The following is a 26,731-nucleotide window of genomic DNA, read 5'->3' as shown; positions in this document are numbered from 1 at the left end:
CCCGGCGTGGCCGTCGGGGGCTACGGCCGGGCGGCCCGCCGGCCCGACGGGCCGGGTCTCAGCCGCAGACCGCGCCCCCCGAGGCCGAGCCGACGAGCTTGGCGTACTTCGCGAGGACGCCCCGGGTGTAGCGCGCCGGGAGCGGCTCCCAGCCGACCCGGCGCTTGGCGAGCACCTCGTCGTCGACGAGCAGGTCGACGGTGCCCTGCGCGACGTCGAGCCGGATCCGGTCACCGTCCTCGACGAACGCGATCGGGCCGCCGTCCACGGCCTCGGGCGCGACGTGCCCGACGCACAGACCGGTCGTGCCGCCGGAGAACCGGCCGTCGGTGACGAGCAGGACGTCCTTGCCCAGGCCCGCGCCCTTGATCGCCCCGGTGATGGCGAGCATCTCGCGCATCCCCGGGCCGCCCTTGGGGCCCTCGTAGCGGATGACGACGACGTCGCCGGCGGTGATCGTGCCGTCCTCGAGCGCGTCGAGCGCGGCCCGCTCGCGGTCGAACACGCGGGCGGTGCCCTCGAAGACGTCCGAGTCGAAGCCGGCGCTCTTGACGACGGCACCGTCGGGGGCGAACGAGCCGGACAGCACCGTGATGCCGCCCGAGCGGTGGATCGGCTCGGACAGCGCCCGGACGACCTTGCCGTCGAGGTCCGGCGGCGCGATGTCGGCGAGGTTCTCCGCCATCGTCTTGCCGGTGACGGTGAGCACGTCGCCGTGCAGCAGACCGGCGTCCAGGAGCGCCTTCATGACGACGGGGACGCCGCCGACCCGGTCGACGTCCGTCATGACGTAGCGGCCGAACGGCTTGACGTCGGCGAGGTGCGGGACCTTGTTGCCGATGCGGGTGAAGTCGGCGAGCGTCAGGTCGACCTCCGCCTCGTTCGCGATCGCGAGCAGGTGCAGCACGGCGTTCGTCGAGCCGCCGAACGCCATGACGACGGCGATCGCGTTCTCGAAGGCCTCGCGGGTGAGGATCTGCCGGGCCGTGATGCCCTGCCGGAGCAGGTTGACGACGGCCTCGCCGGACTTGCGGGCGTACCCGTCCCGCCGGCGGTCGGTGGCGGGCGGCGCGGCGCTGCCCGGCAGCGACATGCCGAGGGCCTCGGCGGCGCTCGCCATCGTGTTCGCGGTGTACATGCCGCCGCAGGCGCCCTCGCCGGGGCAGATCGCCCGCTCGATGATGTCGACGTCCTCGCGGCTCATGAGCCCGCGGGCGCACGCACCGACGGCCTCGAAGGCGTCGATGATCGTGACTTCCTTCTCGGTGCCGTCGGTGAGCTTGGCCAGGCCCGGCAGGATCGAGCCCGCGTAGAGGAAGACGCTCGCGAGGTCGAGCCGCGCGGCGGCCATGAGCATCCCGGGCAGGGACTTGTCGCAGCCGGCGAGCAGCACCGAGCCGTCGAGGCGCTCGGCCTGCATGACGGTCTCGACGCTGTCGGCGATGATCTCGCGGCTCACGAGGGAGAAGTGCATCCCCTCGTGGCCCATGGAGATCCCGTCGCTGACGCTGATCGTCCCGAACTCCAGGGGGTACCCGCCCGCGGCGTGGACGCCGTCCTTGCTCGCCTTCGCGAGCCGGTCCAGCGACAGGTTGCAGGGGGTGATCTCGTTCCACGAGCTGGCCACGCCGATCTGCGGCTTGGCGAAGTCCTCGTCGCCCATGCCGACGGCGCGGAGCATGCCGCGCGAGGCGGCCTTCTCGAGGCCGTCCGTCACGTCGCGGCTGCGGGGCTTGAGGTCCGGTGTCGTCTCGGTCACGTCGCGAGTCTAGGACGGCGCGGGCGGTGCCCGGCGCCCGGTCCACCACCCGGCGAGGCGTCCCGCGGGCGCGACCGCGCGGCACGGCCGCAACACCGCCGAAACGCCCCTGAGACACGGGAGGGCGGCTGCCCCCGCACGATGGACCGGTCGGTCCCGGTCAGGGCGGTCGGCCACCGTCGGGCGGAGAGGGTGGTGCCGGGTGACGAGGCCGCCGCTCGCCGGCTTCTCCGTCATGGCGCTCGGCGCCGACGCCGGTGACGCCCTCGTCGACGCGTTCGCGGTCCTGGGCGCCCGCACCAGCACCGGGCCGGACCCGCGGCCGGCCGGCCCCGCACCCGGCCCCCGGTGGGACGTCGACGCCGTCGTCGTCGGCGACCTCGCCGGTGCGCGCGTCGTCGTCGAGGCGTGCCGGGCCGCCCCCTTCGGCGGCGTCCCGCCGCTGCGACCGGACGACGTGGTCGTCGCGTGCACGGACGCCGGGGCGGCGCAGCACCTCACGGGTGCCGGGCTCGTCCCGCTGGTCCCCGTCGGCGCCGACGCCGGCGCGGACGCCGGGGCCGTGGCCCGCGCGGTGGCCGAGCACCTCCTCGCGACCCGGCTGCGCCGCGTCCGCACGCAGGCCGGGCTCCTCGAGGTGCGCGGCCACGAGGTCCGCCTGGACGGTGCCCCGCTGCAGCTCTCGCCGGTCCCGATGGCGCTGCTGCGGGCGCTGTCCCGCTCCCCCGGCGAGGTCGTCGACCGGCACCGGCTGCTCGCGACGATGCCGGGGGCGAGCGACCTGCACGCCGTGGAGGTCGCGGTCGCCCGCCTGCGGGCCGGGATCGGCCGCGCCGGTGTCGTCGAGACCGTCGTCAAGCGCGGCTACCGGCTCGCCGTCGTCGACCGCTGATGCTCGCGCCGCGTACCCTTCCGCGGGCCCGGAAGGGCGCCGAACGGTACCTGTCGCGAGCACGAGCGGCAAGGTCCGGCGGCATGATGGCGTGGTGACCGCCGCGAACGCCGACCTCCGGCCTGTCCTTGTCGGCTGCGGGCACGGCACCCGGGACGCCGCCGGCCGCCGGGCGACCGCACAGCTGCGCCTGGACGTCGCGGCGCTGCGCCCAGGGCTCGAGGTCGTCGCCGCGAGCGTCGACGTCCAGAAGCCGGGGCTGCCGGACGTCGTCGCACGGCTGGCCGCCGACGGCCGCCGGTGCGTCGTCGTCCCGCTGCTGCTCTCGGCGGGGTTCCACGTGCACACGGACGTCGCGCAGGCCGTGGCGGCGTCCGGCGGGCTCGCCGTCGCCGCCGGTGCGCTCGGGCCCGACGACGCGCTCGTCGACGTGCTCGTCGACCGGCTGCGGGAGAAGGGGTTCCGCGCTGCGACCGGCGACGAGGAGCCGGGTGACGCGCTCGTGCTCGCCGCCGCGGGGTCGAGCGACCGGCGCGCCCTGGACGACGTCGAGCAGGTCGGATCGCTTCTCGCGCAACGGGTCGGCGTGCCCGTGACGACGGCGTACCTGTCCGCCGCGCAGCCGCGGGCCGCCGACGTCGTCGACGCGCTGCGGGCCTCGGGGCGGCGCGTCACCGTGGCGAGCTACCTGCTCTCCCCCGGGTTCTTCGCCGACCGGCTCTCCCGGCTCGCCTCCCCCGGCGACGACGGGAGCGGGTACGGCGTCCGGGTCACCGACCCGCTCGCGCCGCACCCGCTCCTCGCCGGCCTCGCCCTGCGCCGCTACGACGTCGCCGCGGCGGCGGCCGGGTGGCCGGTCAGCTGACCGGCCCCTCCAGGTCCTGGGCGAGCGGGTCCTCCTCGGACGCCGACGCGAGCGGCACCCGGCCGGTCTCGCGGCCGTCCCCGTCGAGCAGGACGACCACGCCGTCCTGGCCGTAGACGACCGTGTCCGCCACCCCGAGCCGCAGCTCGACGAACCCGTCGGCGTCCGGGCGGGCGGCGACGGCGAGGGTGCGGTCGGTCCCCGGGACGACGAGCCGGAGCGAGGCGGCGCCCGGCGCGTGCACGAAGAACCGCGAGCCCTGCGTCACCCCGGTCTCGGGGAGGTCGGCGAGCACGACCGGGTCCGACGTCCCGTCACCGGCGACCGGTCGGCCGAAGTCCGTCGTGGTGGCGTCGGTGCTGCCCCGCCGGCCGATGAGCACGCCGGTGACGAACGTCGTGCCGTCCTGGAGCGTCACCGCGAAGAGGGCCGCCGAACCGCCGTCGACGTCCCGGCACCAGAGCGGGACGACCGACGTCGGCCCGTGCGTCGCGTCGCGGTTCAGCACGACGTTGGCGACGGCGTTGCGCACGTCGAACGGCCCGACGGTGCCCCGGCAGCGCGGATCCGCCGCGAGGGTCTGCATCGACGCCTGGTCCGGCTCGTACCGGGGCAGCAGGGACCGCACGAGCTGGACGCTGCCGGCGACCGGCGCGGGCTCGTTGCCGGTGAGCACGCTGACGAGGCTCCACGTGCCCGGCGGCAGCGTCGTCCGCGCGACGCCGTCCCGGGTGCCCAGCCGCTCGAACCGCCGGCTCGGGACCCCGGCCCGGTCGTACCCGGGCCGGGCCGACACGGCGACGACCGGGGTGTCGGTCCGGGTGAGCACGAGCAGGTCCATCGCACCGTCCGCGGCCTGGAACACGGCCGAGACGACGCCGTCCCGCGGCTGCGGGCTGCCGACGACCTCCCACGGCCGCGGGGTGCCGCCGCGGGGCTCGACGACCGCGACGAGCTCGCGCGGCGGCGCCTCGCCGGCTGCCGCCTGGTCGGGCCGCGCGACGACGCCGATGCCGACCGACTCGCCACCGAGACCGCCTGCGTAGACGAGCCCGAGGACCTCGCCCTGGACGGCTAGGGCCTCGCGCACCTCGGCGACGAACGCCGGGTCGCCGGCCCGGTCACCGCGCGTGGGCCAGGTCGCGACGTCGTCCGCCGTGACCTGCACCGTGTCGGGGCCCGCGACGTCCGGCCGGTCGGCCCGCAGGAACGGCACTCCTCCGGTGGCCGTCCCGACCACCCCGACGAGGGCCACGGAGGCAGCGACCGCGAGGGCCGCCGTCCGGCGCCGGACCTGGGCCCGCCGGACGGCACGGGTCGTGCGGGCCCAGGGGTCCGCGGCGGCCGGGGCGGCGTCGGCGCCGTGGTGGAAGGCGCCGCGCAGGGCCTGCTCGAGGTCGTCGTCACCGAGCGGGCGGGGGGTGAGGTTCGTGGTCATGCCGGGCTCCCGTTGGTCGTCGGGGCGGTCGTTCGGGAGGTGCCCGGCAGCACGCCGAGCTCGGTGCGCAGCCGGTCGAGGGCCTTGCTCGTCTGGCTCTTCACGGTGCCGACGCTGATCCCCAGCGCGGCGGCGACGTCGGCCTCGGGCAGGTCCTCGAAGTAGCGCAGGACGAGGACGGCGCGCATCCGCGGCGGCAGCGTCCGGCAGACCCGGAGCAGCTCGTCCCGCTGGTCCACGGTCGTCGTGTCGTCCGGTGCGCCGGGCCGGGCGGGCTCGGGCGGGGCGTCCGTGAGGTGGTGCGAGATCCGGGTGCGACGCCAGATCGAGGTGTTGAGGTTGACCATGACCCGGCGGGCGTAGACGTACGGGGCGTCGGTGCGCTCGATCCGCGTCCAGTGCCGGTGCACCCGTACGAGCGTGGACTGCACGAGGTCCTCGGCGTCCCCGCGGTCCCCGGTGAGGAGGTAGGCCGTCCGGGCCAGTGCGTGCCACTGGCCGACGACGAACTCCCTGAAGTCCGCCTCGTCTCTCGCGTCCATCGTGGTCCTCCCCGCCGGTCGCCGCCGGCCCCGCCTGCCGCGACCGTACGGCCGCTGCACCACCACAGAGCACCGGTTCCGCACGCGAGGTTGCCTCGTCCGTCGATCTTTCTCGCCGGGCGATCGGTACCTTTCGGGTTGTATGCCTTGTTTGCGGCTTTAGGCTGCACGCGGCAGTGCCGCCGACGACGGGAGCAACCGCATGCTGTCCACCGCCCTGCAGGCCGCCACGTCCGCACCGGTACCGCTCGCCGAGGTCTTCGGCTCCGAGGTCGTCGGGACCGGGCTGCTCACCCTCCTCGGCTGCGGCGTCGTCGCGAACGTCGTCCTCACCAAGACCCTCGGCAACGCCGGCGGCTGGCTGCTCGTCAACGTGGGCTGGGGTTTCGCGGTGCTCGCGGGCGTCTACGCGGCGTTCCGTTCCGGCGCGCACATCAACCCCGCCGTCACGGTGGGGATCCTCACGAGCGGCGCCGACGAGTACGCACCCGGTGTCGCCGTCACGGCGGGCTCGACGGTCACCTACTTCGCCGCCCAGATGCTCGGGGCGTTCCTCGGGGCGGTCGCCGCATGGCTGGCGTACAAGAAGCACTTCGACGAGCACACGGGCGCCGACGAGGTCGCGGACGGCACGGACGGGACGACGATCGACCTGCGCGACGGGTCGTCGCCGCGCGGCCGCGGCGCCGGGTCCGAGCGCGGCGGGAGCGCGACGTCGTCCGACTGGCCGCTGCGCGCGGGGGCGTCGGGCGGGCCCGACGGCGGACGACGGACGGCGGCGCTCGAGGAGCGCGAGGCGCTCAGCACGACGTCCCGGGTCGAGACGGTCACCGCCGAGCGCGCCGGCTCGGGCGAGCCGACGGGCGCCCCGCGCAGCACCCCGGCGGGCGCCGCGGACAAGCTCGGCGTCTTCTGCACCGGGCCGGCGATCCCGGCGCCGGCGTGGAACGTGCTCACCGAGGTCATCGGCACCTTCGTGCTCGTCCTCGTCGTGCTCCTGTTCGGCCGGACGCCGTCCGGTCTCGGGCCGGCCGCCGTGGCCTTCCTCGTCGTCGGCATCGGCGCGAGCCTCGGCGGCCCGACCGGCTACGCCATCAACCCGGCCCGCGACCTCGGCCCGCGGATCGCGCACGCCCTGCTGCCGATCGCCGGCAAGGGCGGCAGCAACTGGGGCTACGCGTGGGTCCCGGTCGTCGGGCCGGTGCTCGGCGCCGTCCTCGCCGGCCTGCTCTTCCGCGTCCTCACGTGACGCCGTCCGGACCCGCCGCCCGACCCGTTCCGCAATAGGCTCACGAGCACTCCGCTCACCGGTTCGACGTCAGCTGTTCGAGCCGACCGCCCGACCACCGAGAGGACGAGGATGTCCGACTACGTCGCCGCCATCGACCAGGGAACGACGAGCACCCGCTGCATGCTCTTCGACCGGGCCGGGACCGTCGTCTCGGTCGACCAGATGGAGCACCAGCAGATCTTCCCGAGGGCCGGTTGGGTCGAGCACGACCCGGCGGAGATCTGGAACAACACCCGCAGGGTCGTCGCCGGCGCACTCGCGAAGGGCAACGTCACGGCGACGGACATCGCTGCCGTCGGCATCACGAACCAGCGCGAGACCGCCGTCGTCTGGGACCGGACGACCGGGAAGCCGGTCTACAACGCGGTCGTCTGGCAGGACACCCGGACCCAGAAGATCTGCGACTCGCTCGCGTCCCTCGGCGGTGGCGCGGACCGCTACAAGGACACCGTCGGCCTGCCGCTCGCGACGTACTTCTCCGGGCCGAAGGTGCGCTGGATCCTCGACACGGTCGACGGTGCCCGGGAGGCCGCCGAGCGCGGCGACCTGCTCTTCGGCAACACCGACACGTGGTTGCTGTGGAACATGACGGGCGGCGTCGACGGCGGCCGGCACGTCACCGACGTGACGAACGCGTCCCGCACGATGCTCATGGACCTCGGCACGCTCGACTGGAGCGAGGACATCGCCGCCGAGATGGGCATCCCGATGTCGATGCTCCCGGAGATCAGGTCGTCGTCCGAGGAGTACGGCAAGGGCCGCCGCGGCGGGTTCCTCGAGGGCGTCCCGATCGCGGGCGACCTCGGCGACCAGCAGGCCGCGACGTTCGGCCAGGTCTGCTTCGACGTCGGCATGGCGAAGAACACCTACGGCACCGGCAACTTCCTGCTCCTCAACACCGGCACCGAGCGGGTGAAGAGCGAGAACGGCCTGCTGACGACGGTCTGCTACCGGATCGGCGACGCGGCCCCGGTCTACGCGCTCGAGGGCTCCATCGCCGTCACGGGCTCGCTCATCCAGTGGCTGCGCGACAACCTCGGGATGATCACGTCCGCGCCCGAGATCGAGACGCTCGCCAAGTCGGTGGAGGACAACGGCGGCGCGTACTTCGTGCCCGCGTTCTCGGGCCTGTTCGCGCCGTACTGGCGCTCGGACGCCCGCGGCGCGCTCGTCGGCCTGACCCGGTACGTGAACAAGGGCCACATCGCCCGGGCCGCGCTCGAGGCGACCGCCTTCCAGACCCGGGAGGTCGTCGACGCGATGCGTGCCGACTCGGGCGTCGAGCTCACCGAGCTCAAGGTGGACGGCGGCATGGTCGTCAACGAGACGCTCATGCAGTTCCAGTCGGACATCCTCGGGGTGCCCGTCGTGCGCCCGAAGGTCAACGAGACGACGGCGCTCGGTGCGGCGTACGCCGCGGGCCTCGCCGTCGGGTACTGGAGCGGCGAGGACGACCTGCGCAAGAACTGGTCCGAGGGCGGGCGCTGGGAGCCGGACATGGAGGACGGCGTCCGCGACAAGAAGTACCGGCAGTGGAAGAAGGCCGTCACCCGGACGTTCGACTGGGTGGACGACGACACGGACTGAGCAGGTCGCGGTGCCGGCGGACGGCGGTCGCCCCGGGGAGGGGCGGCCGCCGTCCGTCGTGTCGTCCGCGGTGCTGCGGCGTCAGGGCGTCGGACCGCCGAAGTGGGTCGCCTCGTAGCCGCTGCGGGTCGCGGCGCCGGCCGCGAGCCGCTTCAGCTGGTCGGGCACGAGGAGCCGCTCCGCGAGGTCGCGGACCGGGCGGGGCAGGACGGCGAGCAGGACGGCGAGCGCCGCCAGCCGGCCCGGGACGAACACCTCGAAGCGCGGCCGCTCGACGGCCCGGACCACCGCTGCGGCGACGTCCGCGGTCGTGAGCATCGGGGTCGCCCCGGTGCTCGTGCCGGCGGCGAGCGCGGTGTCGACGACGGCGGGCATGACCGCGCAGACGTCGACGCCGCGGCCGCGCAGCTCGCGGCGGACACCCTTGAGGTAGCCGTGGATCCCGTGCTTCGTGGCGGCGTACGTGGACTCCCCCGGCGGCGCGACGAGGCTCGCGGCGGACGCGACCGTGACGATGCACCCGCTCCCCCGCGCGACCATCCGCGGGGCCACGAGCCGGACGCCGCGGATCGCGCCGAGCAGGTTCACGGCCACCTGCCGCTCCGCGACCCGCTCCGGCTCCGTCTCGAACGCACCGACCCACATGACGCCGGCGTTGTTGACGAGCACGTCGACGGGGCCCAGCTGCTGCTCGACGGTGTCGAGGAACGCGGTGAACGACCGCTCGTCGGTGACGTCGAGCGCGAGCCCGATCGCGGGCGCCCCGAGCGCCTGCGCCGCGGCCTGCGCCGCCGGGCCGTCGAGGTCGCCGACCGCGACGAGCGCGCCCGCCCGGGCGAACCGCTCGGCGGTCTCCCGGCCGATGCCGTTCGCCCCTCCGGTGATCGCCACGACGAGGCCGGCGGTCGAGCGTCGTCGCACGGGGGCTCCTTGGGATCGGTGCTGGTCGGGGCTGCGGGGCGCCCGTCTGCGTCGGCGGGTCGGGTCCGCGGGCCCGGGGTCAGTAGATCACCTGTCGGTCGCGACGTCCGACGAGAACGTTCAGGGCGGCGGCGTGCACCCGTGGGTGCATGAATGCAGGGGTCCCAGCACCCACATCCATGCACCCATCGCTGCACGGCTTGCGCTGCAGGGCAAGGCGCTGTGCCGTTGTGACTCGCTGCGCCGATCGTCCTGGCTCGGCGCACGTCGGCCACCGTGATCCGCGATCCAGCAGGAGACCCTGTCAACCGATGAGCAGACCGGAGCGCTCGGTCGCCCGCACGGACGGGCGTGGCCGGCCGAGCAACGTCGCGTGAGCACGCTCGATGCGCTCGAGGGCCCAGACGGGGTCGTCGCGCAGCCGCGCAGGCGTGAACGGGATCATGCAGATGCCGTACTCGGCGTAGACGCCGTCGTTGACGAGCGTCCCGTCCCACTCGTCGCTGAGCGCGTGGTACATCACGGAGTGCACCTGGATGGCGAGCCCCACGTCGTCCAGCCAGCCGTCGGGCGTCGGCAACGCCGTCCCGTCCGCCGCCTGCAGGAGCGGGTTCGCCCAGAGCCGCGGCAGGGTCCGGCTCCGGTCGCAGATGTCGAGCAGCGCCGCCTCGGGGAACGACCAGGCGTGCCGGTCCACGGCGTCGAGGGCGCGCCGCAGGCCGGCGCTCCAACGGCGAGGACCCGCTTCGGCCTCGTGCCGGAGGTCGTCCGCCGACACGATGCCCCGTTGGACCGCCTCGATCACGAGGGCGTCCGCCCCAGCCGTGTAGCGGAGCTCCCGCGCCGCATCCGCAAGGGCCCGGGCCGGGTGCGCGACGAGCAACGGCGGTCGTTGCCACGGTCTGACGTCCGGCCGTCTGGTCCGTGTGACCCGGACGCCACGGCTCGAGCGGGCGGCGTGCTGCACGTCGGTGAGGAACCAGTACGGCCGCCACCGGTTGAGCGGCCCGACCTGGTGCCACCGGGCGGCGCAGATCCCGGTGAGCACCGCATCCTCGCCGGCCCACAGCGCCGCCGCGATCAGCTCCTGGCGCGGGGACAGTGCGCCGGTGAAGGTCGCGACGACACCGGGGAGCACCAGGCGCCATGTCCGGCTGAGCGCCCAGCGGATGGCGTCACGCGAGACGCCGTGGGCGAGGAGCTCGTCGCGGCGGACGAGTCCGAGCTGGGCCTTGAGCTGAGGCGCGAGCGAGTCCGGCAGCTGCATGCCGTGCAGGGTGACCGCCCAGGCAGTGAAGCCGCCACCACGCGCGATCGCTCCTGTGGACAGCGGGACGGGATCGCTTCCTGTGGACGGGTCGACGTCGATCGCCTGCACGGGGCCGTCTGCGCGGTGGCCGTGCCGACGCTGTGCCGGTCGGCCCTCGGCGCTCGCTGACAAGCCCGTCTGCTTGACCCGGGCGCACTCTCTGACGCACCCGCAGCGCTGCACCCATCGGTCCACGGCCGCTGACAGGCCGGCCGTGCACCCGTGGGTGCATGAAAGCGGGTGGTCCCGCCCCCGAAACGCTGCACCCATCGCTGCACGGTGCCGGGTCGGGGCGGCCGTGCACCCGTGGGTGCATGAAAGCGGGTGGTCCCGCCCCCGGGGCGACGCACCCATCGGTCCACGGCCGCTGACAGGCCGGCCGTGCACCCGTGGGTGCATGAGAACGGGCGCTCCCGCACCCGAAACGCTGCACCCATGGCTGCACGGTGCCGGGTCGGGGCGGAGAAGTCGCCCGACTCGTCAACCGCCCGCGATGTTCGGCAGCACGACGACCTCGGCGCCGTCCGGCACCGGGGTGTCCTGGCCGAGGAGCGCACGGCAGTCGTCGCCGGCGACGAAGACGTTGACGTGCCGGCGGAGCGTGCCGCGCTCGTCGCGCAGGCGACGTTCGAGGCGGGGGTGGGCCGCGGCGAGGGCGTCGAGGACGCGGCCGACCGTCACCGCCGCGCTCACAGGGGCCGCGGTGACGGAGACCGTCACCGTCGAGCGGCCGTCGGCCTCGTCGCGCAGGGCGGCGGGGAGCACGACGACGACGGACCGGTCCGGCGGCGGTGCCACCCCGCCAACCCCTTGCACCGCAACGGGTCCGGGCTCCGTCATGCCACCACCGTGGCCCGCACCGAGAGCACGTCGGGCAGGTGGGTGGCGACCTCGACGAACGTCGCGCCCTCGTCGGTGCTCGCCCAGACGCAGCCGTCGCGGGTGCCGAAGGCGAGCAGCGGCGCGGTGCCGTCGCCGGTGCCGACGACGTCGGCGGCGTCGCGCAGGACCGAGGTCCACGACTCGTCGGGCAGGTCGGAGCCGACCTCGGACCAGGTGCGGCCGCCGTCCCCCGTGCGGTGCAGGCGCAGCCGGCCGCCGGGCGGGACCCGCCGGCCGTCCGCCTCGAGCGGGAGCACCCACACCGTGCCGGGGCGCTGCGGGTGGGCGAGCATGACGAAGCCGAAGTCGCTCGGCAGGCCGTCGGCGATCGACGTCCACGTCGCCCCCGCGTCGTCCGAGCGGTAGACGCCGTGGTGGTTCTGCGCGTAGAGCACGGCCGGGCCGGCGGCGTCGGCGGCGACCTTGTGCACGCACTGGCCGTACTCCGGGTACGGGTCGGGCAGGAAGTAGGCCGAGATGCCCTTGTTGCTCGGCGCCCAGGTGCCGCCACTGTCACCGGTGACGTAGACGCCGCCGCTGCTCATCGCCACGAGCACCCGGCCGTCGTCCTGCGGGTCGGTGACGACGGTGTGGACGGCGGCCCCGCCGAAGCCGGGCGCCCACGGCCGGTGCGGGTGGTCCCACAGGCCGCGGACGAGCGTGAACGTCTCGCCCGCGTCGTCGCTGCGCCACAGCGACGTCGGCTCGCAGCCGGCCCAGACGACGCCCGGCCGCACCGGGTCGCCGTGGAGCTGCCAGACGCGCTCGAGCGCCGTGTCGGTGTCGTCCGGGAACACGACGGAGCCGGCCTCGGCCTCGACCCAGGTCTCCCCCAGGTCGTCCGAGTGCGAGACGCCCGGCCCCCAGTGCTCGCTGCGGACGCCGGCGAGCAACCGGGGCGCACCACCCCCGCCGGGCGCGGTGACGAAGCCGACCGCCGCCACCTCCTGCATGAGGAACTGCGGGCCCTCGACCGTCCAGGCCGCGCCGTCCGTGCTCCGGGCGAGGAAGAGCCCCTTGCGGGTGCCGATGGCGAGTACGAGTGTCATGGGTCACATCCAAGTCCTGGGCACCGACAGATCGCCAGGGGCCGGCCGGGCCCGAACGGGTCCGACCGGTCCCCACGCAGCTGTGACCGCCGTCCGGCCCAGGACTCACCGGCCTCCGGACCGGCTCACGGCGCCTGCGGCGGCTGCAGCCCGGACCCGGCGGCGTCCGGCTGGACGACCGTCGTCTCCGCCACCGTCCGGCCCTCGGCGTCGACGAACCGCACGGACCGCGCACCTTCGACGGTCAGGACGCCGGGACCGCCTCCCGGCAGGTCGACCGGGTGCTCGGTGCCGTCCGCCGTCGTGACCCGGGCCGCCACCGCCTGCTGCGGGCCGACGAGGACGACGTGCTGCGCCCCGCTGGTGGTGTACCCGCCGTCGGCGAGCACCTCCGGCTCCTGGAACACCCAGGCGAGCGCCGGGCCGTCGTCCGCACCGGACGTCCCGACCGCGACCGGCTGCCCGCTGCCGCCGCCCGCCATGACGGGCGCGAACACGTCCTGGACGGCGACGAGCACCCGACCACCGGACGGTGCCGTGACCTCGACGACGTCCACCGTCGTGCCGTCGACGGTGCCGCTCCAGAGGAGACGACGCCCGGACGTCGCGACGTCCAGCGCCGACGCGTACTGCGCCGCGGCGAGCGCCCCGGCGAGACGCTCGGCCCCCGGCACGGACGACACCACCCGCGCGGGCACGGACCCGGTGCGCACCGCGGGCGTCGCGCCGCGGACGAGCGCCGCCCGCTCGGCGTCCGTCTCCCCGCCCCAGCCCCGGTCCCCGACAGCGACGACGTCGAGGCCCGCGGCCCGCAGGAACACCCGGCCGGACCCGGCCGGCAGGACCAGCTCCCAGACGCCCGGCTCGGTCGCCCGGACGGGGACCGCGGGCCACGACACCGTGCCGTCGGCGGCGATCCGGACCGGGCCGACCTGCTCGACGTCGCGCGCCGGGCCGAGGACGAGCGCCGCACCCCGCGTCGTGGGGCCGGCCGGGACACTGCCCGGACCGAACGTCTCCGACACGAGGTCCGTCGGCCCTTCGCTACGTCCCTGCTCCATGGCCGCCGCCGCCGACCCCCTCGGGCCGAGGTACCAGAGCTGCTGGCGCGCCTCGATCGCCCCCCAGCGCAGCGGCGTCTCGACGACGGCGACCCGGAAGTCACCGAGGTCCCCGGCGTAGATGACGTCGACCCGGTCCGCCGAAGGGGCGCGCCACCGCTCGCCGCCGCTCTCGGCCTGGTCGAACGTCGCGACCTTCTCGCGCAGCGCCTGCAGCCAGGCCGCGTCGCCGGCGAGCGACCCCCGCGTCGGCCCGTTGGCGAGCGCCGAGGCGGCGGGCGAGGTGATGGGGACGACGGGTGCCCACGACGGCACCGGCACCACCCCGAGCTGGACGGCGCCCAGCACCGCCGCCACGCCGCCGAGAGCTCCCAGCCCCTTGCCCGCGCGGGCCACCCGACGCCGCCGCCGCACCCGGCGCAGCCCGCGGTCGATCTGCGCGCGGTCCGGGGGCCGGCTGGACACCCGGTCGGCGACGTCGGCGAGCGCCTCGCGGACCATCGTCAGCTCGTCCATCACTGGTCCTCCTTCGTCATCGGGCCGGCCGTCCGCGGGTCGACGGCTCCCGGCAGCCCCACGGCCTCGCGCAGCGCCGAACGCCCGGCGAGGCGGTCGACGGCCCGCGACAGCTGGCTCTTCACCGCTCCGGTCGAGCACCCGAGCAGGGCCGCCGTCTCGGCCTCCGACAGGTCCTCCCAGACCCGCAGGACGACGACCGCCCGCATCCGCGGCGGCAGCGAGCGCAGCTCGCGCCAGACCGCCTCCCGGGCGGCGGACGCCTCGGTCGGGTCGGGCGCGGGCGGCTCGACCCGGCTCGTCAGCTCGGCCTCGCGGACCCGGCGCCGCAGCATCCGGCCACGGGACACCGCGCGCCGCGCGATCGCCGTCCGGACGTAGACCTCCGGGCGCACCGCCCGGACGTGCCGCCACCGCCGCCAGGTGCCCTCGAGCGCCACCTGGACGAGGTCCTCGGCGTGCCCGAGGTCGCCCGTCAGCAGGTACGCGTACCGGACGAGCGCCGACCAGCGGGACTGCACGAACGCGTGGAAGTCACCGCCGTCCGGGCCCGCGGCGTCCTCGTCGAGCACGTCGCCGGCTGCCGGCTCGGCCGCCACGTCGGGCACCGCCCACCCCCACCGCAGACCTTCACCCGGACCGCTGGCCGGGCGGGCCCGCCGTCCGGGCCCACCTCTCAAGACGCCGCCCCGCGACCCGGCGTTGAGACGACTTTCAGCGCTGCGGACCGGCCACGACGTTGGCGAGCGGCTCCCCGGCCGCCCACCGTTCGAACTGGGCGCGCAGGAGCTTTCGGGCCCGCGGCGGGAACGCCGCCGTGTCCCCTCCCACGTGCGGGCTGACGAGGACGCCGGGCAGCCGCCACAGCGGGTGGTCGGCGGGCAGCGGCTCGGGGTCGGTGACGTCGAGGGCCGCCGCGATCCGGCCGGTGGACACCTCTGCGACGAGGGCGTCGGTGTCGACGACGGGCCCGCGCGCGACGTTGACGAGCAGCGCGCCGTCCGGCATCGCCGCGAGGAACGCCGCGTCGACGAGCCCGCGCGTGGAGTCGCTGAGCGGCACGACGAGGACGACGACGTCGTGGTCCGGCAGCAGCGCGGGCAGCTCGTCGACGCCGTGGACGTGCCCGCGGGCGTCGTCCCGGGCCCGGCTCGCGACCCGGGTGAGGTGCACCTCGAACGGCGCGAACCGGTCGACGACCGCGCTGCCGACGCTGCCCGTGCCGATGACGAGCACCCGCCGGTCGGCGAGCGCGGGGCGGTAGCCGGACAGCCACTGCCCCGACACCTGGGCGCGGGCGAAGTCACCGATCCCGCGCAGCGCGGCGATCGCGAGGCCGACCGCGAGCTCGGCGGTCGAGGCGTCGTGGACGCCCGCCGCGTTGCAGAGGGTCACGCCGTCCGGCAGGTGCGCGAGCACGTTGTCGTAGCCGGCGGTGAGCGTCTGGACGACCTCGAGCCCCTCGATCGACGCCAGCCGCGGGATCGCGCGCGAGGAGTCCAGGTACGGCAGGACGACGAGCCCGGGCGCGCGGCCGTCGAGCCCGTCGGGCAGGTCGCCCTCGACGGGCCACCGGACGACGTCGAGCGGGGCCTGCCCGTCGGGCCACAGCCCTTCCCAGCGCTCGTCGGGGACGGTCACGACCTTGCGGGCAGCGCTGGTTCCGGGCACCGCCGCAGGCTACCGAGCCGGGCGGACGGCGCGCCCCCGGCCCGCCGAGGACCCGGACGCGGCGTGACAGCCCGCTTGACAGACAAAGTATTTCTGTAAAGTTACTGCCGAGTATTGAGTCAACGCCTGTTGGTGTAGTGCAATGCGTCCATGACCCTCGCGCACGACCACGACGTCGTCGTCATCGGCTCCGGGTTCGGGGGCAGCGTCAGCGCGCTGCGCCTGGCCGAGAAGGGCTACGACGTCCTCGTCCTGGAGTCCGGCCGCCGCTTCGAGGACGCCGACTTCGCGAAGACGTCCTGGGACGTCCGCAGGTACCTCTGGGCGCCGAAGCTGGGGTGCACAGGGATCCAGCGGATCCACCTGCTGCGCGACGTCCTCATCCTGGCCGGGGCGGGCGTGGGTGGCGGGTCGCTCGTCTACGCGAACACCCTCTACGTGCCCCCCGCGCCGTTCTTCACCGACCCGCAGTGGGCCGACATCACCGACTGGCAGGCCGAGCTCCGGCCGCACTACGCCGTCGCGAAGCGGATGCTCGGCGTCGTCGAGGAGAACCCGGTCTGGGGCCCCGTCGAGGAGATGATGAAGGAGACCGCCGAGGCCATGGGCCGCGGCCACACCTTCCGCAAGACGCCGGTCGGCGTCTTCTTCGGCCGGGACGACGCGCAGGAGCCGGACGTCACCGTGCCCGACCCCTACTTCGGCGGCGCCGGACCGGCCCGGACCGGCTGCACCGAGTGCGGCAACTGCATGGTCGGCTGCCGGGTCGGCGCGAAGAACACCCTCGTGAAGAACTACCTCGCCCTCGCCGAGCGTCTCGGCGTCCGGGTCGAGCCGCTGCGCACGGTCGTCGACGTCCGCCCGGTCGACCCCCGCGACCCGGACGCCGGCTGGCGGGTCACGAGCGAGCGCACCGGCGCGTGGGTCCGCAAGGACCGGCGCACGGTGACCTGCGCCCAGGTCGTCGTGTCTGCGGGCACCTGGGGCACGCAGACGCTGCTGCACAACCTCAAGCAGGACGGCACGCTCCCGGCGATCTCCGACCGGCTCGGCACCCTGACGCGGACGAACAGCGAGGCGCTGCTCGGCACGATGACCCGCTGGGTGCCGAAGGAGGACCTCACCCGGGGACTGGCGATCACGTCGTCCTTCCACCCCGACGACAGCACGCACGTCGAGAACTGCCGCTACGGCAAGGGGTCCAACACCATGGGCGCGCTCGTCATGCTCATGGCGGACGGCGGCCCGCCCGACGCGGCGGCCCCCGGCAAGCGCTCGTTCCGGTGGCGCGGGCTGCTCGCCGAGCTGCGGCGCAACCCGTTCGTCGTCCGCTTCCTCCTGCCGCCGCTCGCCTGGAAGTTCTCCCAGCGCGCGATCATCGGCCTCGTCATGCAGCCGGTCGACAACTCGATCACGGTCGCCCCCGCGAAGAAGCGGCTCCGTCGCGGGTGGCGGCTGTCGTCCGGCCCGGGTCACGGGACGCCGAGCCCGCGCTGGATCCCGACCGGGCACCGGACCATGCGCATCCTCGGCGGGATCCTCTCCGCGCGGACCGGGATGGCGACCGCGACCGGCGCGCCGGTGACCGACCTCGTCGACATCCCCATGACGGCGCACTTCATCGGCGGCTGCGCGATCGGCTCGACCCCCGAGCGCGGCGTCCTCGACCCGTACCAGCGGGTCTGGGGCTACCCGACGCTGCACGTCGTCGACGGCTCGGCGCTGTCGGCGAACCTCGGCGTCAACCCGTCGCTGAGCATCACGGCGATGTCCGAGCGGGCCATGTCGCTGTGGCCGCGCAAGGGCGACCCCGACCCGCGGCCGGAGCAGGCGCAGGGCTACGCGCGGCTCGAGCCGGTCCCCGCGCTGCGCGAGGCCGTGCCCGCGAGCGTGCGCGAGCGCTGGCGGCTCGACCTGCAGCCCGCCGACGCGCCCGCGCCCGGGTCTCGACGCGCGGACCCGGTGGCCGCCGTCGTACCGTCGAACGGTGCCGCAGCCGACCACTGACCAGTCCGGACGCCGCCCAGCACGGGCCGCGACCGTCGTCCCCGCGCGGGCCCTGGCCCCCGCCCTCGCCCTGACGCTGGCCCTCGCCGGGTGCTCGGGGGCGTCGTCCGCCGGGACCGGCCAGGGGNGCCGGCGGCGGCCCCGACCCCCGAGCCGTCCGCCGACGGCGGTGCGCCGGCGGTGCCGGAGCTCGCCGGGGACGTCGCCACCGGGCTGTCCGTGCCGTGGGGCGTCGCCTTCCTCGCCGACGGCTCGGCGCTCGTCGCCGAGCGGACGACGGGGGACGTCGTCCGCGTCCGGCCGGGCGCGGACCCGGTCGCCGTCGGCCGGGTGCCCGGCGTCGCCGACCTCGGTGAGGGCGGCCTGCTGGGCCTCGCGCTCGCCCCCGGCGACGAGAAGACGCTCTACGCCTACCTCACGACCCGGGACGACAACCGGATCGTCGCGATGGCCCTCGACCCCGCCCCGCGCGAGCCGGGCCGCGGCCTCGGCGCCCCGCGCGTGCTGCTGTCCGGCATCGAGAACGCGGGCCGGCACAACGGGGGCCGGATCGTCGTCGGCCCCGACGGCATGCTGTGGGTGGGGGCGGGCGACGCGGGCGACACCTCGCTCTCCCAGCGCCGGGACTCCCTCAGCGGGAAGATCCTGCGGATCGCGCTCGACGGCTCGGTGCCGGCCGACAACCCGTTCCCCGGTTCGCCGGTGTGGTCGCTCGGGCACCGCAACGTGCAGGGCCTCGCCTTCGACTCCGCCGGCCGGCTGTGGGCGACCGAGTTCGGCCAGAACACCTGGGACGAGCTCAACCTCGTCGAGAAGGGCCGCAACTACGGCTGGCCCGAGGTCGAGGGCAAGGAGGGCCGGGACGGCTTCGTCGACCCGCAGGTCGTCTGGCGCACCTCGGACGCGTCCCCGAGCGGCCTGGCGATCGTCGACGACGTCGCCTACGTCGCGGCGCTGCGCGGCCGCAAGGTCTGGGTCGTGCCGCTGACCGACGGCCGCGCCGGCGAGCCGGTCGCGGCCCTCGACGGCGTGCTCGGCCGGATCCGCACCGTCGAGAAGGCGCCCGACGGCACGCTGTGGCTCACGACGTCCAACACCGACGGCCGCGGCGACCCGAAGGACGGCGACGACCGCGTCGTCCGCACGACGCTCACCCAGGCCGGCTGAGCCCGGAAGGCCACCCGCGGGCCGACCTCGTCCGCCCCGGCGAGGACCCCGGCACCCTGCTGCACCGATGCTTTGCTCTGCCCTCAGTAGTGAGGGTGCCGCGCGACAGCCGCGCCACAGCGTCGTCAACACCAGGCGACTCGCCGGTCAGCCCCCGGCATGTCGCTCAGGAACGACGAAACTGTGGCGCGCGTCGTCCGGCGCACCCTCAGTAGCGAGGGCAGAGCAAAGCATGCGCGAAGGCACCCCCGGACCCGGGCTGTGGCCGGGGCCGTCGCGGGTTCGGCACGGTGAGACTGCACGCTCGGCCGGCGTCCGGCGCGTCGCGCGGTTCGGGTGGAAGATCCGGGGCCCGTCGTGATGTTGTCCTGCCCATGGCCGACGCACGCACCGGGCGCCCCCGCACGACGGACGCCACCCACAAGGTCACGACGCTGGAGCTGTTCTTCGACCTCGTCTTCGTCTTCGCGCTGACCCAGGTCACCGCGCTGCTCGCCGACTCCCCGGACGCCGAGGGGGCGCTGCGCGGGGTGCTCGTCCTCGGCATCCTCTGGTGGTCCTGGACCGGGTTCGCCTGGCTCGGGAACGTCGTGCGGGCCGACGAGGGCGGCGTCCGGATCGCGCTCGTCGCCGTCATGGGCGCGATGCTCGTCGGGAGCATGGCGATCCCCGAGGCGTTCGGGGACAGCGGCGACACCACCCTCTCCGGGCCGCTCGTCTTCGCCGCCGCCTACTTCGCCGTCCGGGCGCTGCACGTGGTGCTCTTCGCCCTCGTGTCCCGCGACGACCCCGCGTTGCGCGCGACCGTCGTCCGGTTCACCGTGCCGTTCGCCGTCGGCACCGGCACCCTCGTCGCCGCGTCGTTCACCTCGGGGCTGCTCCAGACGACGCTCTGGGCGCTCGCGCTCGGCCTCGACTACCTGCTCGTCTACCTCATCGGCCCGGGCGGCTGGCGGGTCGACTCCCCCGGGCACTTCACCGAGCGGCACGGGCTCGTCATCATCATCGCGCTCGGCGAGTCGATCGTCGCGATCGGCGTCGGTGCGGACGGGCTGCCGCTCACCTGGCCGATCGTCATCGGCGCCAACCTCGCCCTCGCCGTGCTCGTGAGCCTGTGGTGGATGTACTTCGACGTCGTCGCGCTCGTCGCCGAACGCCGGCTGGCGGCCGCACAGGGCGTCGAGCGGGTCGCCCTGGCCCGCGACTCGTACACGTACCTGCACTTCCCGATGGTCGTCGGCATCGTCTTCCTCGCCCTCGGCCTCAAGAAGGCCCTCGGCTACGTCGGCGAGGACGCCGGGAAGGGTCTCGAGGTGCTCGTCGGCGGCAAGGGCCTGCACGGCATGCCGCTGTGGTCGCTGTACGGCGGCGTGGCGCTCTACCTCCTCGCGCACGTCGCGTTCCGGCTGCGCAACATCGGCTCGCTGAACCGGCAGCGGCTGGCGCTCGCCGGCCTGCTGCTGGCGCTCGTGCCCGTCGTCGGGGAGCTGTCGGCGACGCTGCAGGTCGCCGTCCTCGCCCTCGGCGTGGTCGCCGTCGTCGGCTACGAGACCCTGTGGTTCCGCGAGTGGCGGGAGGCCGTCCGCCACGAGGGCTGAGCGGGCCCGCCGGCGTCAGGCGCTGCGCCGGCCCAGCCCCGGGCTGCCGGGCGGGACGACGGCCACGGCGCGGGTGGCGGCGGCCACGAGCTCGGCGGCCGGGACGGCTCCGCCGTACATCGAGCCCTGGCCGAAGCCGGCGCCCAGCCGGGTCACGAGCTCGGACACGACGGAGGACTCGATCCCCTCGACGACGACCTGGACGTCGAGGCTGCGGCCCAGCTCGAGGACGGCGGTCGTGATGGCCCGGGCCTGCGGCTCCTCGACGAGCGAGGCGGTCAGGGACCGGTCGATCTTCAGCACGTGCACGGGCAGCCGGCGCAGGTAGCCGAGCGCCGAGTAGCCGGTGCCGAAGTCGTCGATCGCGATCGTCACGCCCGAGTCCGCGAGCCGGCGCAGGGTGCGTACGGCCGGCGAGTCCTCCTCGATGAAGACCGCCTCGGTCACCTCGACGACGAGCGCCGCGGGCGGGACGCCGTGCGCGGACAGCGCCTCCGCGACGACCTGGTGGAAGCCCGGCACCCGCAGCTGCAGCGGCGACACGTTGCAGCTGACCCGGATCCCGAGCCCGTGCAGGTCGTGCCGCGCGACCTCAGCGAGGGTGCGGTGCAGGACGAGCTCGCCGAGGGCGACGACGAGGCCGGACTCCTCCGCCACGGGGATGAACTCGCCCGGGTCGACGACGCCGAGCGAGGGGTCGTTCCAGCGGGCCAGCGCCTCGGCACCGCTGATCCGGTCGCAGTGGAGGTCGACGATCGGCTGGAAGGCGACGTCGATGCGCTCCTGCGAGATCGCGGCCCGCAGCCGCTCCTCGACGAGCAGCCGGCGGTGCCGCACCCGGGCCGCCTCGGCGTCGAAGACCTCGACGCGGTCCCGGCCGAGCCGCTTGGCAGTCCGGAGCGCGGCCCCCGCGGACGACAGCGCCGCGAGCGGGTCGGACGACTCGACCGCGGAGCCCGGCGCGACCCCGGGCCCGGCGACCGCGGCGATGCCGACGCTCGCCGAGACGTTGAGCCGGTCCACCCCGGGGACGTCGCCCGCGGCCTGCCGGACCGCGGCCACGAGCCGCCCGCCGACCGTCTGCGCCGTCCGTACGTCCGCCGCGACGAGAACGGCGAACTCGTCGCCGCCGGCCCGGCTCACGAGCGAGCCCGGCGGGACGGCGGCGCCGATCCGGAGGGCGGCGGCCTCGAGGAGCCGGTCGCCGGTCGGGTGCCCGAGGACGGCGTTGACCTCCTTGAAGCCGTCGAGGTCCACGGACAGCAGCGACCACTCCTCGTGCGGGCTGACGGCCGCGAGCCGCAGCTCCAGCGTGCGCCGGTTCGGCAGCCCGGTGAGGGGGTCCGTCGTCGCCTCCTCGTGGAGCCGCTCGACGAGGCGGCTGCGCATCCGGGTGTTGAGCCACTCCCGGCCGGCCAGCACGAGCAGCGCGAGGACGACGAACCACAGCGACACCGGGTCGGCCTGCAGCGTCGTGGAGACGATGACGAGGACGACGCCGAGCGCGAGGAGGCCGAGCGCGGTGTAGGTGGTCACGACGACGACGCGGGCGTCCGGCTCGAGCTCGGCCACCGTGCCCGCGCGGGCCCGGGACGCCCCGGCGTCCTCGGGCCGGTAGCGCAGCAGGCCGAGGGCCAGCAACGGCCAGGCCAGGCACCACAGCATCGCCCCCTGCCAGGGCCAGGGCTGCCCGTGCAGGATCGTGTGGAGGGTCACGAGGTCGCCGACGGTGTAGCAGCCGACCCCGACGGACACGAGCAGCATGTTCCGGTCGAGGTCACGGATCCCGATGAGGAACGACAGCGCCGTGACCCCGACGTCCGCGAGCATGACGACGACCGCCGTGACGGTGTCCGGGCGCAGGGCCACCCGGCCGTCCGTCGAGAAGATGTGCAGGAAGGCGAACTGCCAGACGAGCAGGGCCGCGGTCACCGAGATGAGGGCGGAGTCGACCGGCAGCCGCCAGCGGGCGGCCGGGTCCGACATCGGACGGCACCCCGCGCCGCGCCGGGGGATCAGCAGCGCCCCGACGAACGCCAGCGGTGCCGCGAGCAGGGACACCAGGTCCCCCGCCGTGGGGAACGACGGCGTCCCGTTGATCGCGATGATCCCCTGGACCGCCTGACCGACCCCCCAGACGGTGACCGCCCAGCCGAGCCAGCGCCGGAACGCCTGGTGCGGCCCGGCGCCCCACGAGCGGACGAGGAGCACCGGACCGCTGAGCAGGGCGGTGAGCCCTGCCGTCGAGGTGCCGACCGGCGTCGCGAACGGCGACCCGGCCAGGCCGAGCAGACCGACCAGGGCCGCCGCGACGACGGCGAGCGGGACGAGCGCGAGGGGCGCGGAGGCGAGCGGCACCAGCACCCTGACCCGGCGAAGGGTCACGCTGCTCGGCCACGCCACAGAATCCCCCACCTCTCCCGGCGGGACCCGCGGGATCAGCTCGTCGACACGTCCGTCGTGCTGTCAGCGGGGGCCAACCGCTCGGTCAAGAGTGCCTTGACCTTAGCGGCATCGGCCTGGCCACGCATCTGCTTCATGACGGCTCCGACGAGCGCGCCGACCGCCGCGACCTTGCCGCTGCGTACCTTGTCCGCAACGTCCGGATTCTCGGCGATCGCCCGGTCGACGGCGGCACCCAGGGCGCCGTCGTCCGACACGACCTGGAGCCCGCGGCTCTCGACCACCTCCGCGGGCTCGCCCTCACCGGCGAGGACGCCCTCGAGCACCTGCCGGGCGAGCGAGTCGGTGAGCGTGCCGGCGTCGACCAGGCCCTGGAGGGCAGCGATCTGGGCCGGGGTCACGGGCATCGCCGCGAGCTCGACGCCGTCCGCGTTGGCCCGGCGGGCCAGCTCGCCGCTCCACCACTTGCGGGCCGCGGCCGGGGCCGCACCCGCCGCGACGGTCGCCTCGACGAGCTCGACCGCCCCGGCGTTGACGAGGTCGCGCATCTCGAGGTCGGCGAAGCCCCACTCGGCCTGCAGGCGCCGGCGGCGCTGCGGCGGCGGCTCGGGGAGGGTGCCCCGCAGCTCGTCGACCCAGGCCGGGTCCGGCGACATCGGCACGAGGTCGGGCTCGGGGAAGTAGCGGTAGTCCTCGGCGTCGGACTTCTCCCGGCCGGACGTCGTGATGCCCGTGTCCTCGTGCCAGTGCCGGGTCTCCTGGACGATCTTCAGCCCGGCGGCGAGCCGCGCGGCGTGCCGGGTCATCTCGTACCGGACGGCGCGCTCGACGCTGCGCAGCGAGTTGACGTTCTTCGTCTCGCTGCGGGTGCCGAGCGGGACGGCGCGCTGCTCGGCCGACCCCGGCGCGGCGCCGGGGACCTTCGCGCGCAGCGAGAGGTTCGCGTCGCAGCGCAGCGACCCCTGCTCCATGCGGACGTCGCTGACGCCGAGGGCGCGCAGCAGGTCGCGCAGCGCCGCGACGTAGGCGCGCGCGATCTCCGGCGCCCGCTCCCCCGCACCCTCGACCGGCTTGGTGACGATCTCGATGAGCGGGATGCCGGCCCGGTTGTAGTCGACGAGCGAGTAGTCGGCGCCGTGGATCCGCCCGGTGGCGCCGCCGACGTGGGTCGACTTGCCGGTGTCCTCCTCCATGTGGGCGCGCTCGATCTCGACCCGGAAGGTGCTGCCGTCGTCCAGCTCGACGTCGAGGAAGCCGTTGAACGCGATCGGCTCGTCGTACTGCGACGTCTGGAAGTTCTTCGGCATGTCCGGGTAGAAGTAGTTCTTCCGCGCGAAGCGGCACCACGACGCGATCTCGCAGTTCAGCGCGAGGCCGATCCGGATCGCCGACTCCAGGCCGCGGGCGTTGAGCACCGGCAGGGCGCCGGGCAGCCCGAGGCAGACCGGGCACACCTGGGTGTTCGGCTCGGCGCCGAACCCGGTCGGGCAGCCGCAGAACATCTTCGTCGCCGTGTTGAGCTCGACGTGCACCTCGAGCCCGAGGACGGGGTCGTAGGCCGCGACGACGTCGTCGTAGGCCAGCACGGCCTCGGTGGTGTCGGTGACGGTCATCGGGTCGCTCCGTTCGCCGCGGTGGCCAGTGCTGCCGAGAGGTCCGGGACGCGGTCGAGGACCGACCCGCCCCAGCGCGCGGTGAGGATCGCCTCGAGCGCGCCGCCGACCCGGTAGAGCCGGTCGTCGGCCCCGGCGGGCGCGAGGATCTGCAGCCCGACGGGCAGCCCGTCCTCGTCCGCGAGGCCGCTGGGCAGCGACATCCCCGGCACGCCCGCGAGGTTCGCCGGGATGGTCGCGACGTCCTGCAGGTACATCGCGAGCGGGTTCTCGAGCTTGTCCCCGAGCGGGAACGCCGTCGTCGGCGAGGTCGGCGAGACGAGCACGTCCGCCTGGCCGAACGCCGCGGCGAAGTCGCGCTGGATGAGCGTGCGGACCTTCTGCGCGCTGCCGTAGTAGGCGTCGTAGTAGCCGGACGACAGCGCGTACGTGCCGAGGATGATCCGGCGCTTGACCTCGTCGCCGAAGCCGGCCGCCCGGGTCGCACCCATGACCTGCTCGGCCGTCGGGACCGCGACGCCGCCGGGCTCGACCCGCAGGCCGTACCGCATGGCGTCGAACTTCGCGAGGTTGCTGCTCGCCTCGCTCGGGAGGATCAGGTAGTACGCCGCGAGCGCGACGGTGAAGCTGGGGCAGCTCACCTCGACGACCTTGGCGCCGGCCTCGGTGAGCACCGCGAGCGACTCCTCGAACCGGCGCAGGACGCCGGCCTGGTAGCCGTCGCCGGACAGCTCGCGGACGACGCCCACGGTGACGCCGTCGAGCGAGCCGGTCGCACCGGCGCGGGCGGCGGCGACGACGTCCGGGTACTCGCCCGTCAGCGACGTCGAGTCCATCGGGTCGTGCCCGGCCATCACCTGGTGGAGCAGCGCGGTGTCGAGGACCGTCCGGGCGCACGGCCCGGCCTGGTCGAGGCTGCTCGCGAGCGCGACGAGGCCGTAGCGGCTCACCGCGCCGTAGGTCGGCTTGACCCCGACCGTGCCGGTGACCGACGCGGGCTGCCGGATCGAGCCGCCGGTGTCCGTGCCCGTCGCGAGCGGGGTCTCGAACGCCGCCAGCGACGCCGCCGAGCCGCCGCCGGAGCCGCCCGGGATCCGGTCGAGGTCCCACGGGTTGCGGGTCGGGCCGTACGCCGAGTGCTCCGTCGAGGAGCCCATCGCGAACTCGTCCATGTTCGTCTTGCCGAGCACGACCATCCGGGCGGCCCGGATGTTCGCGACGACGGTGGCGTCGTAGGGCGGCACCCAGCCCTGGAGGATCCGGCTGCCGCACGTCGTCGGCAGGCCCCGGGTCGCCATGACGTCCTTGACGGCGATCGGGACGCCGGCCAGCGCCGGCAGGGTCTGCCCGGCGGCGCGCGCGTCGTCGACGGCCTTCGCGTCGGCCAGCGCGCTCTCGGCGCAGACGTGGAGGAAGGCGTGCACCGCGCGGCCGGTGGCGACCCCGTCGGCGTCGCGGGTGCCGTCGACGGCGGCGATCCGGTCGAGGTGCGCCTGCGCGACCTCGACGGCGGAGACGTCACCGGCGGCGAGCGCCTGCGCGAGCCCGGCGGCGGTCGCCCGGGTCAGGTCGGCCGGGAGCGTCGTGCCGGTCATCAGTCCTCCTCGAGGATGCGCGGGACGCGGAACCGGCCGGCCTCGGCGGCGGGCGCTCCGGAGAGCGCCTCCTCCTGCGTGAGGCAGGGCCGGGGCTCGTCGGGGCGGGTCACGTTCGTCAGCGGCATCGGGTGGCTCGTCGCGGGGACGTCCTCACCCGCGACCTGGGTGACCGTCGCCACCGCGTCGAGGATGACGTCGAGCTGGGCGGCGAGCCGGTCGAGCTCGTCGGGCTGCAGGTCGATCCTGGCCAGCATCGCGAGGTGGGAGACCTCCTCGCGCGAGATGGCGGACATGCACTCTCCCGAGTAACGGTTGGGGGGCTGCGGCGGCGACGCCGCATGACACCGCGAGTCTAGAACCCGCAGGCGGTCGCTCCGTCCGCGTCCCCCGCCGAACAGGGGTTACACCCCGGAGCGCGGTGATCGCGCAGCGTCCGCGCACAACCGGTCGTTCGGACGACGATCTCGGTGAACCTGGGGTGACCTGGGGGCGAACGTCCTATTCTCGCCGGTCAGGAGGGGGTCCGGTGGTTGCCCGTCGGGGGTGGTGCTCGGGCTCCGGA

20 protein-coding genes and 2 pseudogenes are annotated in these 26,731 nt (G+C 75.0%); 8 read left to right on the top strand and 14 right to left on the bottom strand.

Annotated elements, in window-relative coordinates; translation table 11 throughout:
• Positions 1-58: 58 nt before the first annotated feature.
• The gene (gene ilvD / locus ECOMGDLI_RS21600) at positions 59-1,759 is read right to left on the bottom strand and encodes a dihydroxy-acid dehydratase (RefSeq protein ID WP_088318916.1); all 1,701 of its coding nucleotides are present in this window, start codon (positions 1,757-1,759) and stop codon (positions 59-61) included.
• 202 nt (positions 1,760-1,961) lie between these two features.
• On the opposite strand from ilvD, the gene ECOMGDLI_RS35430 reads away from it, so the two are divergent.
• Both ECOMGDLI_RS35430 and ECOMGDLI_RS21590 read left to right on the top strand, forming a co-directional pair.
• The gene (locus ECOMGDLI_RS35430; protein WP_198955073.1) at positions 1,962-2,651 is read left to right on the top strand and encodes a winged helix-turn-helix domain-containing protein; all 690 of its coding nucleotides are present in this window, start codon (positions 1,962-1,964) and stop codon (positions 2,649-2,651) included.
• Between the two features lie 94 nt (positions 2,652-2,745).
• Complete coding sequence (locus tag ECOMGDLI_RS21590; protein WP_088318941.1) at positions 2,746-3,516, top strand: sirohydrochlorin chelatase; 771 nt, start codon at positions 2,746-2,748, stop codon at positions 3,514-3,516.
• Here the strand turns inward: ECOMGDLI_RS21590 and ECOMGDLI_RS21585 are convergent.
• Positions 3,509-4,954: a hypothetical protein gene (locus ECOMGDLI_RS21585; RefSeq protein ID WP_088318915.1), complete on the bottom strand. Its 1,446-nt coding sequence runs from the start codon at positions 4,952-4,954 to the stop codon at positions 3,509-3,511. The genes ECOMGDLI_RS21590 and ECOMGDLI_RS21585 overlap by 8 nt on opposite strands.
• A complete protein-coding gene (locus ECOMGDLI_RS21580; protein ID WP_088318914.1) occupies positions 4,951-5,496 on the bottom strand; it encodes a SigE family RNA polymerase sigma factor in 546 nt (181 codons plus the stop codon). Before ECOMGDLI_RS21580 ends, ECOMGDLI_RS21585 begins: the two co-directional genes overlap by 4 nt.
• 202 nt (positions 5,497-5,698) lie before the next feature.
• Here ECOMGDLI_RS21580 and ECOMGDLI_RS36930 point away from each other — a divergent pair.
• The 3 genes and pseudogenes from ECOMGDLI_RS36930 to glpK all read left to right on the top strand — a co-directional run.
• Positions 5,699-6,118: pseudogene (locus tag ECOMGDLI_RS36930) on the top strand (MIP/aquaporin family protein); the annotation flags it as partial.
• Between the two features lie 270 nt (positions 6,119-6,388).
• Positions 6,389-6,745: pseudogene (locus tag ECOMGDLI_RS36925) on the top strand (MIP/aquaporin family protein); the annotation flags it as partial.
• 111 nt (positions 6,746-6,856) lie between these two features.
• Positions 6,857-8,374, top strand: a complete 1,518-nt coding sequence (glpK, locus tag ECOMGDLI_RS21570; protein ID WP_088318913.1) for a glycerol kinase GlpK — start codon at positions 6,857-6,859, stop codon at positions 8,372-8,374.
• A gap of 81 nt (positions 8,375-8,455) precedes the next feature.
• Here the strand turns inward: glpK and ECOMGDLI_RS21565 are convergent, their stop codons facing one another.
• The 7 genes from ECOMGDLI_RS21565 to ECOMGDLI_RS21535 form a co-directional block, all read right to left on the bottom strand.
• The gene (locus ECOMGDLI_RS21565) at positions 8,456-9,295 is read right to left on the bottom strand and encodes an SDR family NAD(P)-dependent oxidoreductase (protein WP_088318912.1); all 840 of its coding nucleotides are present in this window, start codon (positions 9,293-9,295) and stop codon (positions 8,456-8,458) included.
• Positions 9,296-9,599: 304 nt separating this feature from the next.
• Complete coding sequence (locus ECOMGDLI_RS21560) at positions 9,600-10,562, bottom strand: hypothetical protein (protein ID WP_088318911.1); 963 nt, start codon at positions 10,560-10,562, stop codon at positions 9,600-9,602.
• A 522-nt stretch (positions 10,563-11,084) separates the two neighbouring features.
• Positions 11,085-11,402: a MoaD/ThiS family protein gene (locus tag ECOMGDLI_RS21555; protein ID WP_198955072.1), complete on the bottom strand. Its 318-nt coding sequence runs from the start codon at positions 11,400-11,402 to the stop codon at positions 11,085-11,087.
• Between the two features lie 38 nt (positions 11,403-11,440).
• Positions 11,441-12,535 carry a sialidase family protein gene (locus ECOMGDLI_RS21550; RefSeq protein ID WP_088318909.1) on the bottom strand — a complete coding sequence of 365 codons (1,095 nt, stop codon included), beginning with the start codon at positions 12,533-12,535 and terminating at the stop codon, positions 11,441-11,443.
• A 125-nt stretch (positions 12,536-12,660) separates the two neighbouring features.
• Positions 12,661-14,112, bottom strand: a complete 1,452-nt coding sequence (locus ECOMGDLI_RS34805) for a hypothetical protein (protein WP_088318908.1) — start codon at positions 14,110-14,112, stop codon at positions 12,661-12,663.
• On the bottom strand, positions 14,112-14,720 hold the full coding sequence (locus tag ECOMGDLI_RS21540; RefSeq protein WP_198955071.1) for a SigE family RNA polymerase sigma factor: 609 nt from the start codon (positions 14,718-14,720) through the stop codon (positions 14,112-14,114). The genes ECOMGDLI_RS34805 and ECOMGDLI_RS21540 overlap by 1 nt, the downstream gene beginning before the upstream one ends.
• Before the next feature lie 106 nt (positions 14,721-14,826).
• The gene (locus ECOMGDLI_RS21535; RefSeq protein WP_233153577.1) at positions 14,827-15,783 is read right to left on the bottom strand and encodes a 2-hydroxyacid dehydrogenase; all 957 of its coding nucleotides are present in this window, start codon (positions 15,781-15,783) and stop codon (positions 14,827-14,829) included.
• Between the two features lie 150 nt (positions 15,784-15,933).
• Here ECOMGDLI_RS21535 and ECOMGDLI_RS21530 point away from each other — a divergent pair, with 150 nt between their 5' ends.
• The 3 genes from ECOMGDLI_RS21530 (at position 15,934) to ECOMGDLI_RS21520 (ending at position 20,555) form a co-directional block, all read left to right on the top strand.
• Positions 15,934-17,790, top strand: a complete 1,857-nt coding sequence (locus ECOMGDLI_RS21530; protein ID WP_088318906.1) for a GMC oxidoreductase — start codon at positions 15,934-15,936, stop codon at positions 17,788-17,790.
• A 128-nt stretch (positions 17,791-17,918) separates the two neighbouring features.
• Positions 17,919-18,957: PQQ-dependent sugar dehydrogenase (locus ECOMGDLI_RS21525; protein ID WP_143447838.1), on the top strand; the 1,039-nt coding region annotated here is incomplete at its 5' end.
• A gap of 374 nt (positions 18,958-19,331) precedes the next feature.
• Complete coding sequence (locus ECOMGDLI_RS21520) at positions 19,332-20,555, top strand: low temperature requirement protein A (RefSeq protein ID WP_088318904.1); 1,224 nt, start codon at positions 19,332-19,334, stop codon at positions 20,553-20,555.
• A gap of 15 nt (positions 20,556-20,570) precedes the next feature.
• On the opposite strand, the gene ECOMGDLI_RS21515 is transcribed toward ECOMGDLI_RS21520, so the two are convergent.
• Genes ECOMGDLI_RS21515 through gatC form a run of 4 tightly spaced genes read right to left on the bottom strand, consistent with a single transcriptional unit; the run spans position 20,571 to position 26,462 of the window.
• On the bottom strand, positions 20,571-22,958 hold the full coding sequence (locus tag ECOMGDLI_RS21515; RefSeq protein ID WP_143447835.1) for a bifunctional diguanylate cyclase/phosphodiesterase: 2,388 nt from the start codon (positions 22,956-22,958) through the stop codon (positions 20,571-20,573).
• Positions 22,959-22,993: 35 nt separating this feature from the next.
• Positions 22,994-24,571, bottom strand: a complete 1,578-nt coding sequence (gatB, locus tag ECOMGDLI_RS21510; RefSeq protein WP_088318902.1) for an Asp-tRNA(Asn)/Glu-tRNA(Gln) amidotransferase subunit GatB — start codon at positions 24,569-24,571, stop codon at positions 22,994-22,996.
• A complete protein-coding gene (gene gatA / locus ECOMGDLI_RS21505; protein WP_088318901.1) occupies positions 24,568-26,166 on the bottom strand; it encodes an Asp-tRNA(Asn)/Glu-tRNA(Gln) amidotransferase subunit GatA in 1,599 nt (532 codons plus the stop codon). The genes gatB and gatA overlap by 4 nt, the downstream gene beginning before the upstream one ends.
• Positions 26,166-26,462, bottom strand: a complete 297-nt coding sequence (gatC, locus tag ECOMGDLI_RS21500; protein ID WP_088289574.1) for an Asp-tRNA(Asn)/Glu-tRNA(Gln) amidotransferase subunit GatC — start codon at positions 26,460-26,462, stop codon at positions 26,166-26,168. Before gatC ends, gatA begins: the two co-directional genes overlap by 1 nt.
• Positions 26,463-26,731 lie beyond the last annotated feature (269 nt).

Source organism: Kineosporia sp. R_H_3 (assembly GCF_002198675.1).
Classification (GTDB): Bacteria; Actinomycetota; Actinomycetes; order Actinomycetales; family Kineosporiaceae; genus R-H-3.
The sequence above is the reverse complement of the archived record's forward strand: the minus strand, read 5'-3'. Positions and strand labels throughout refer to the sequence as shown.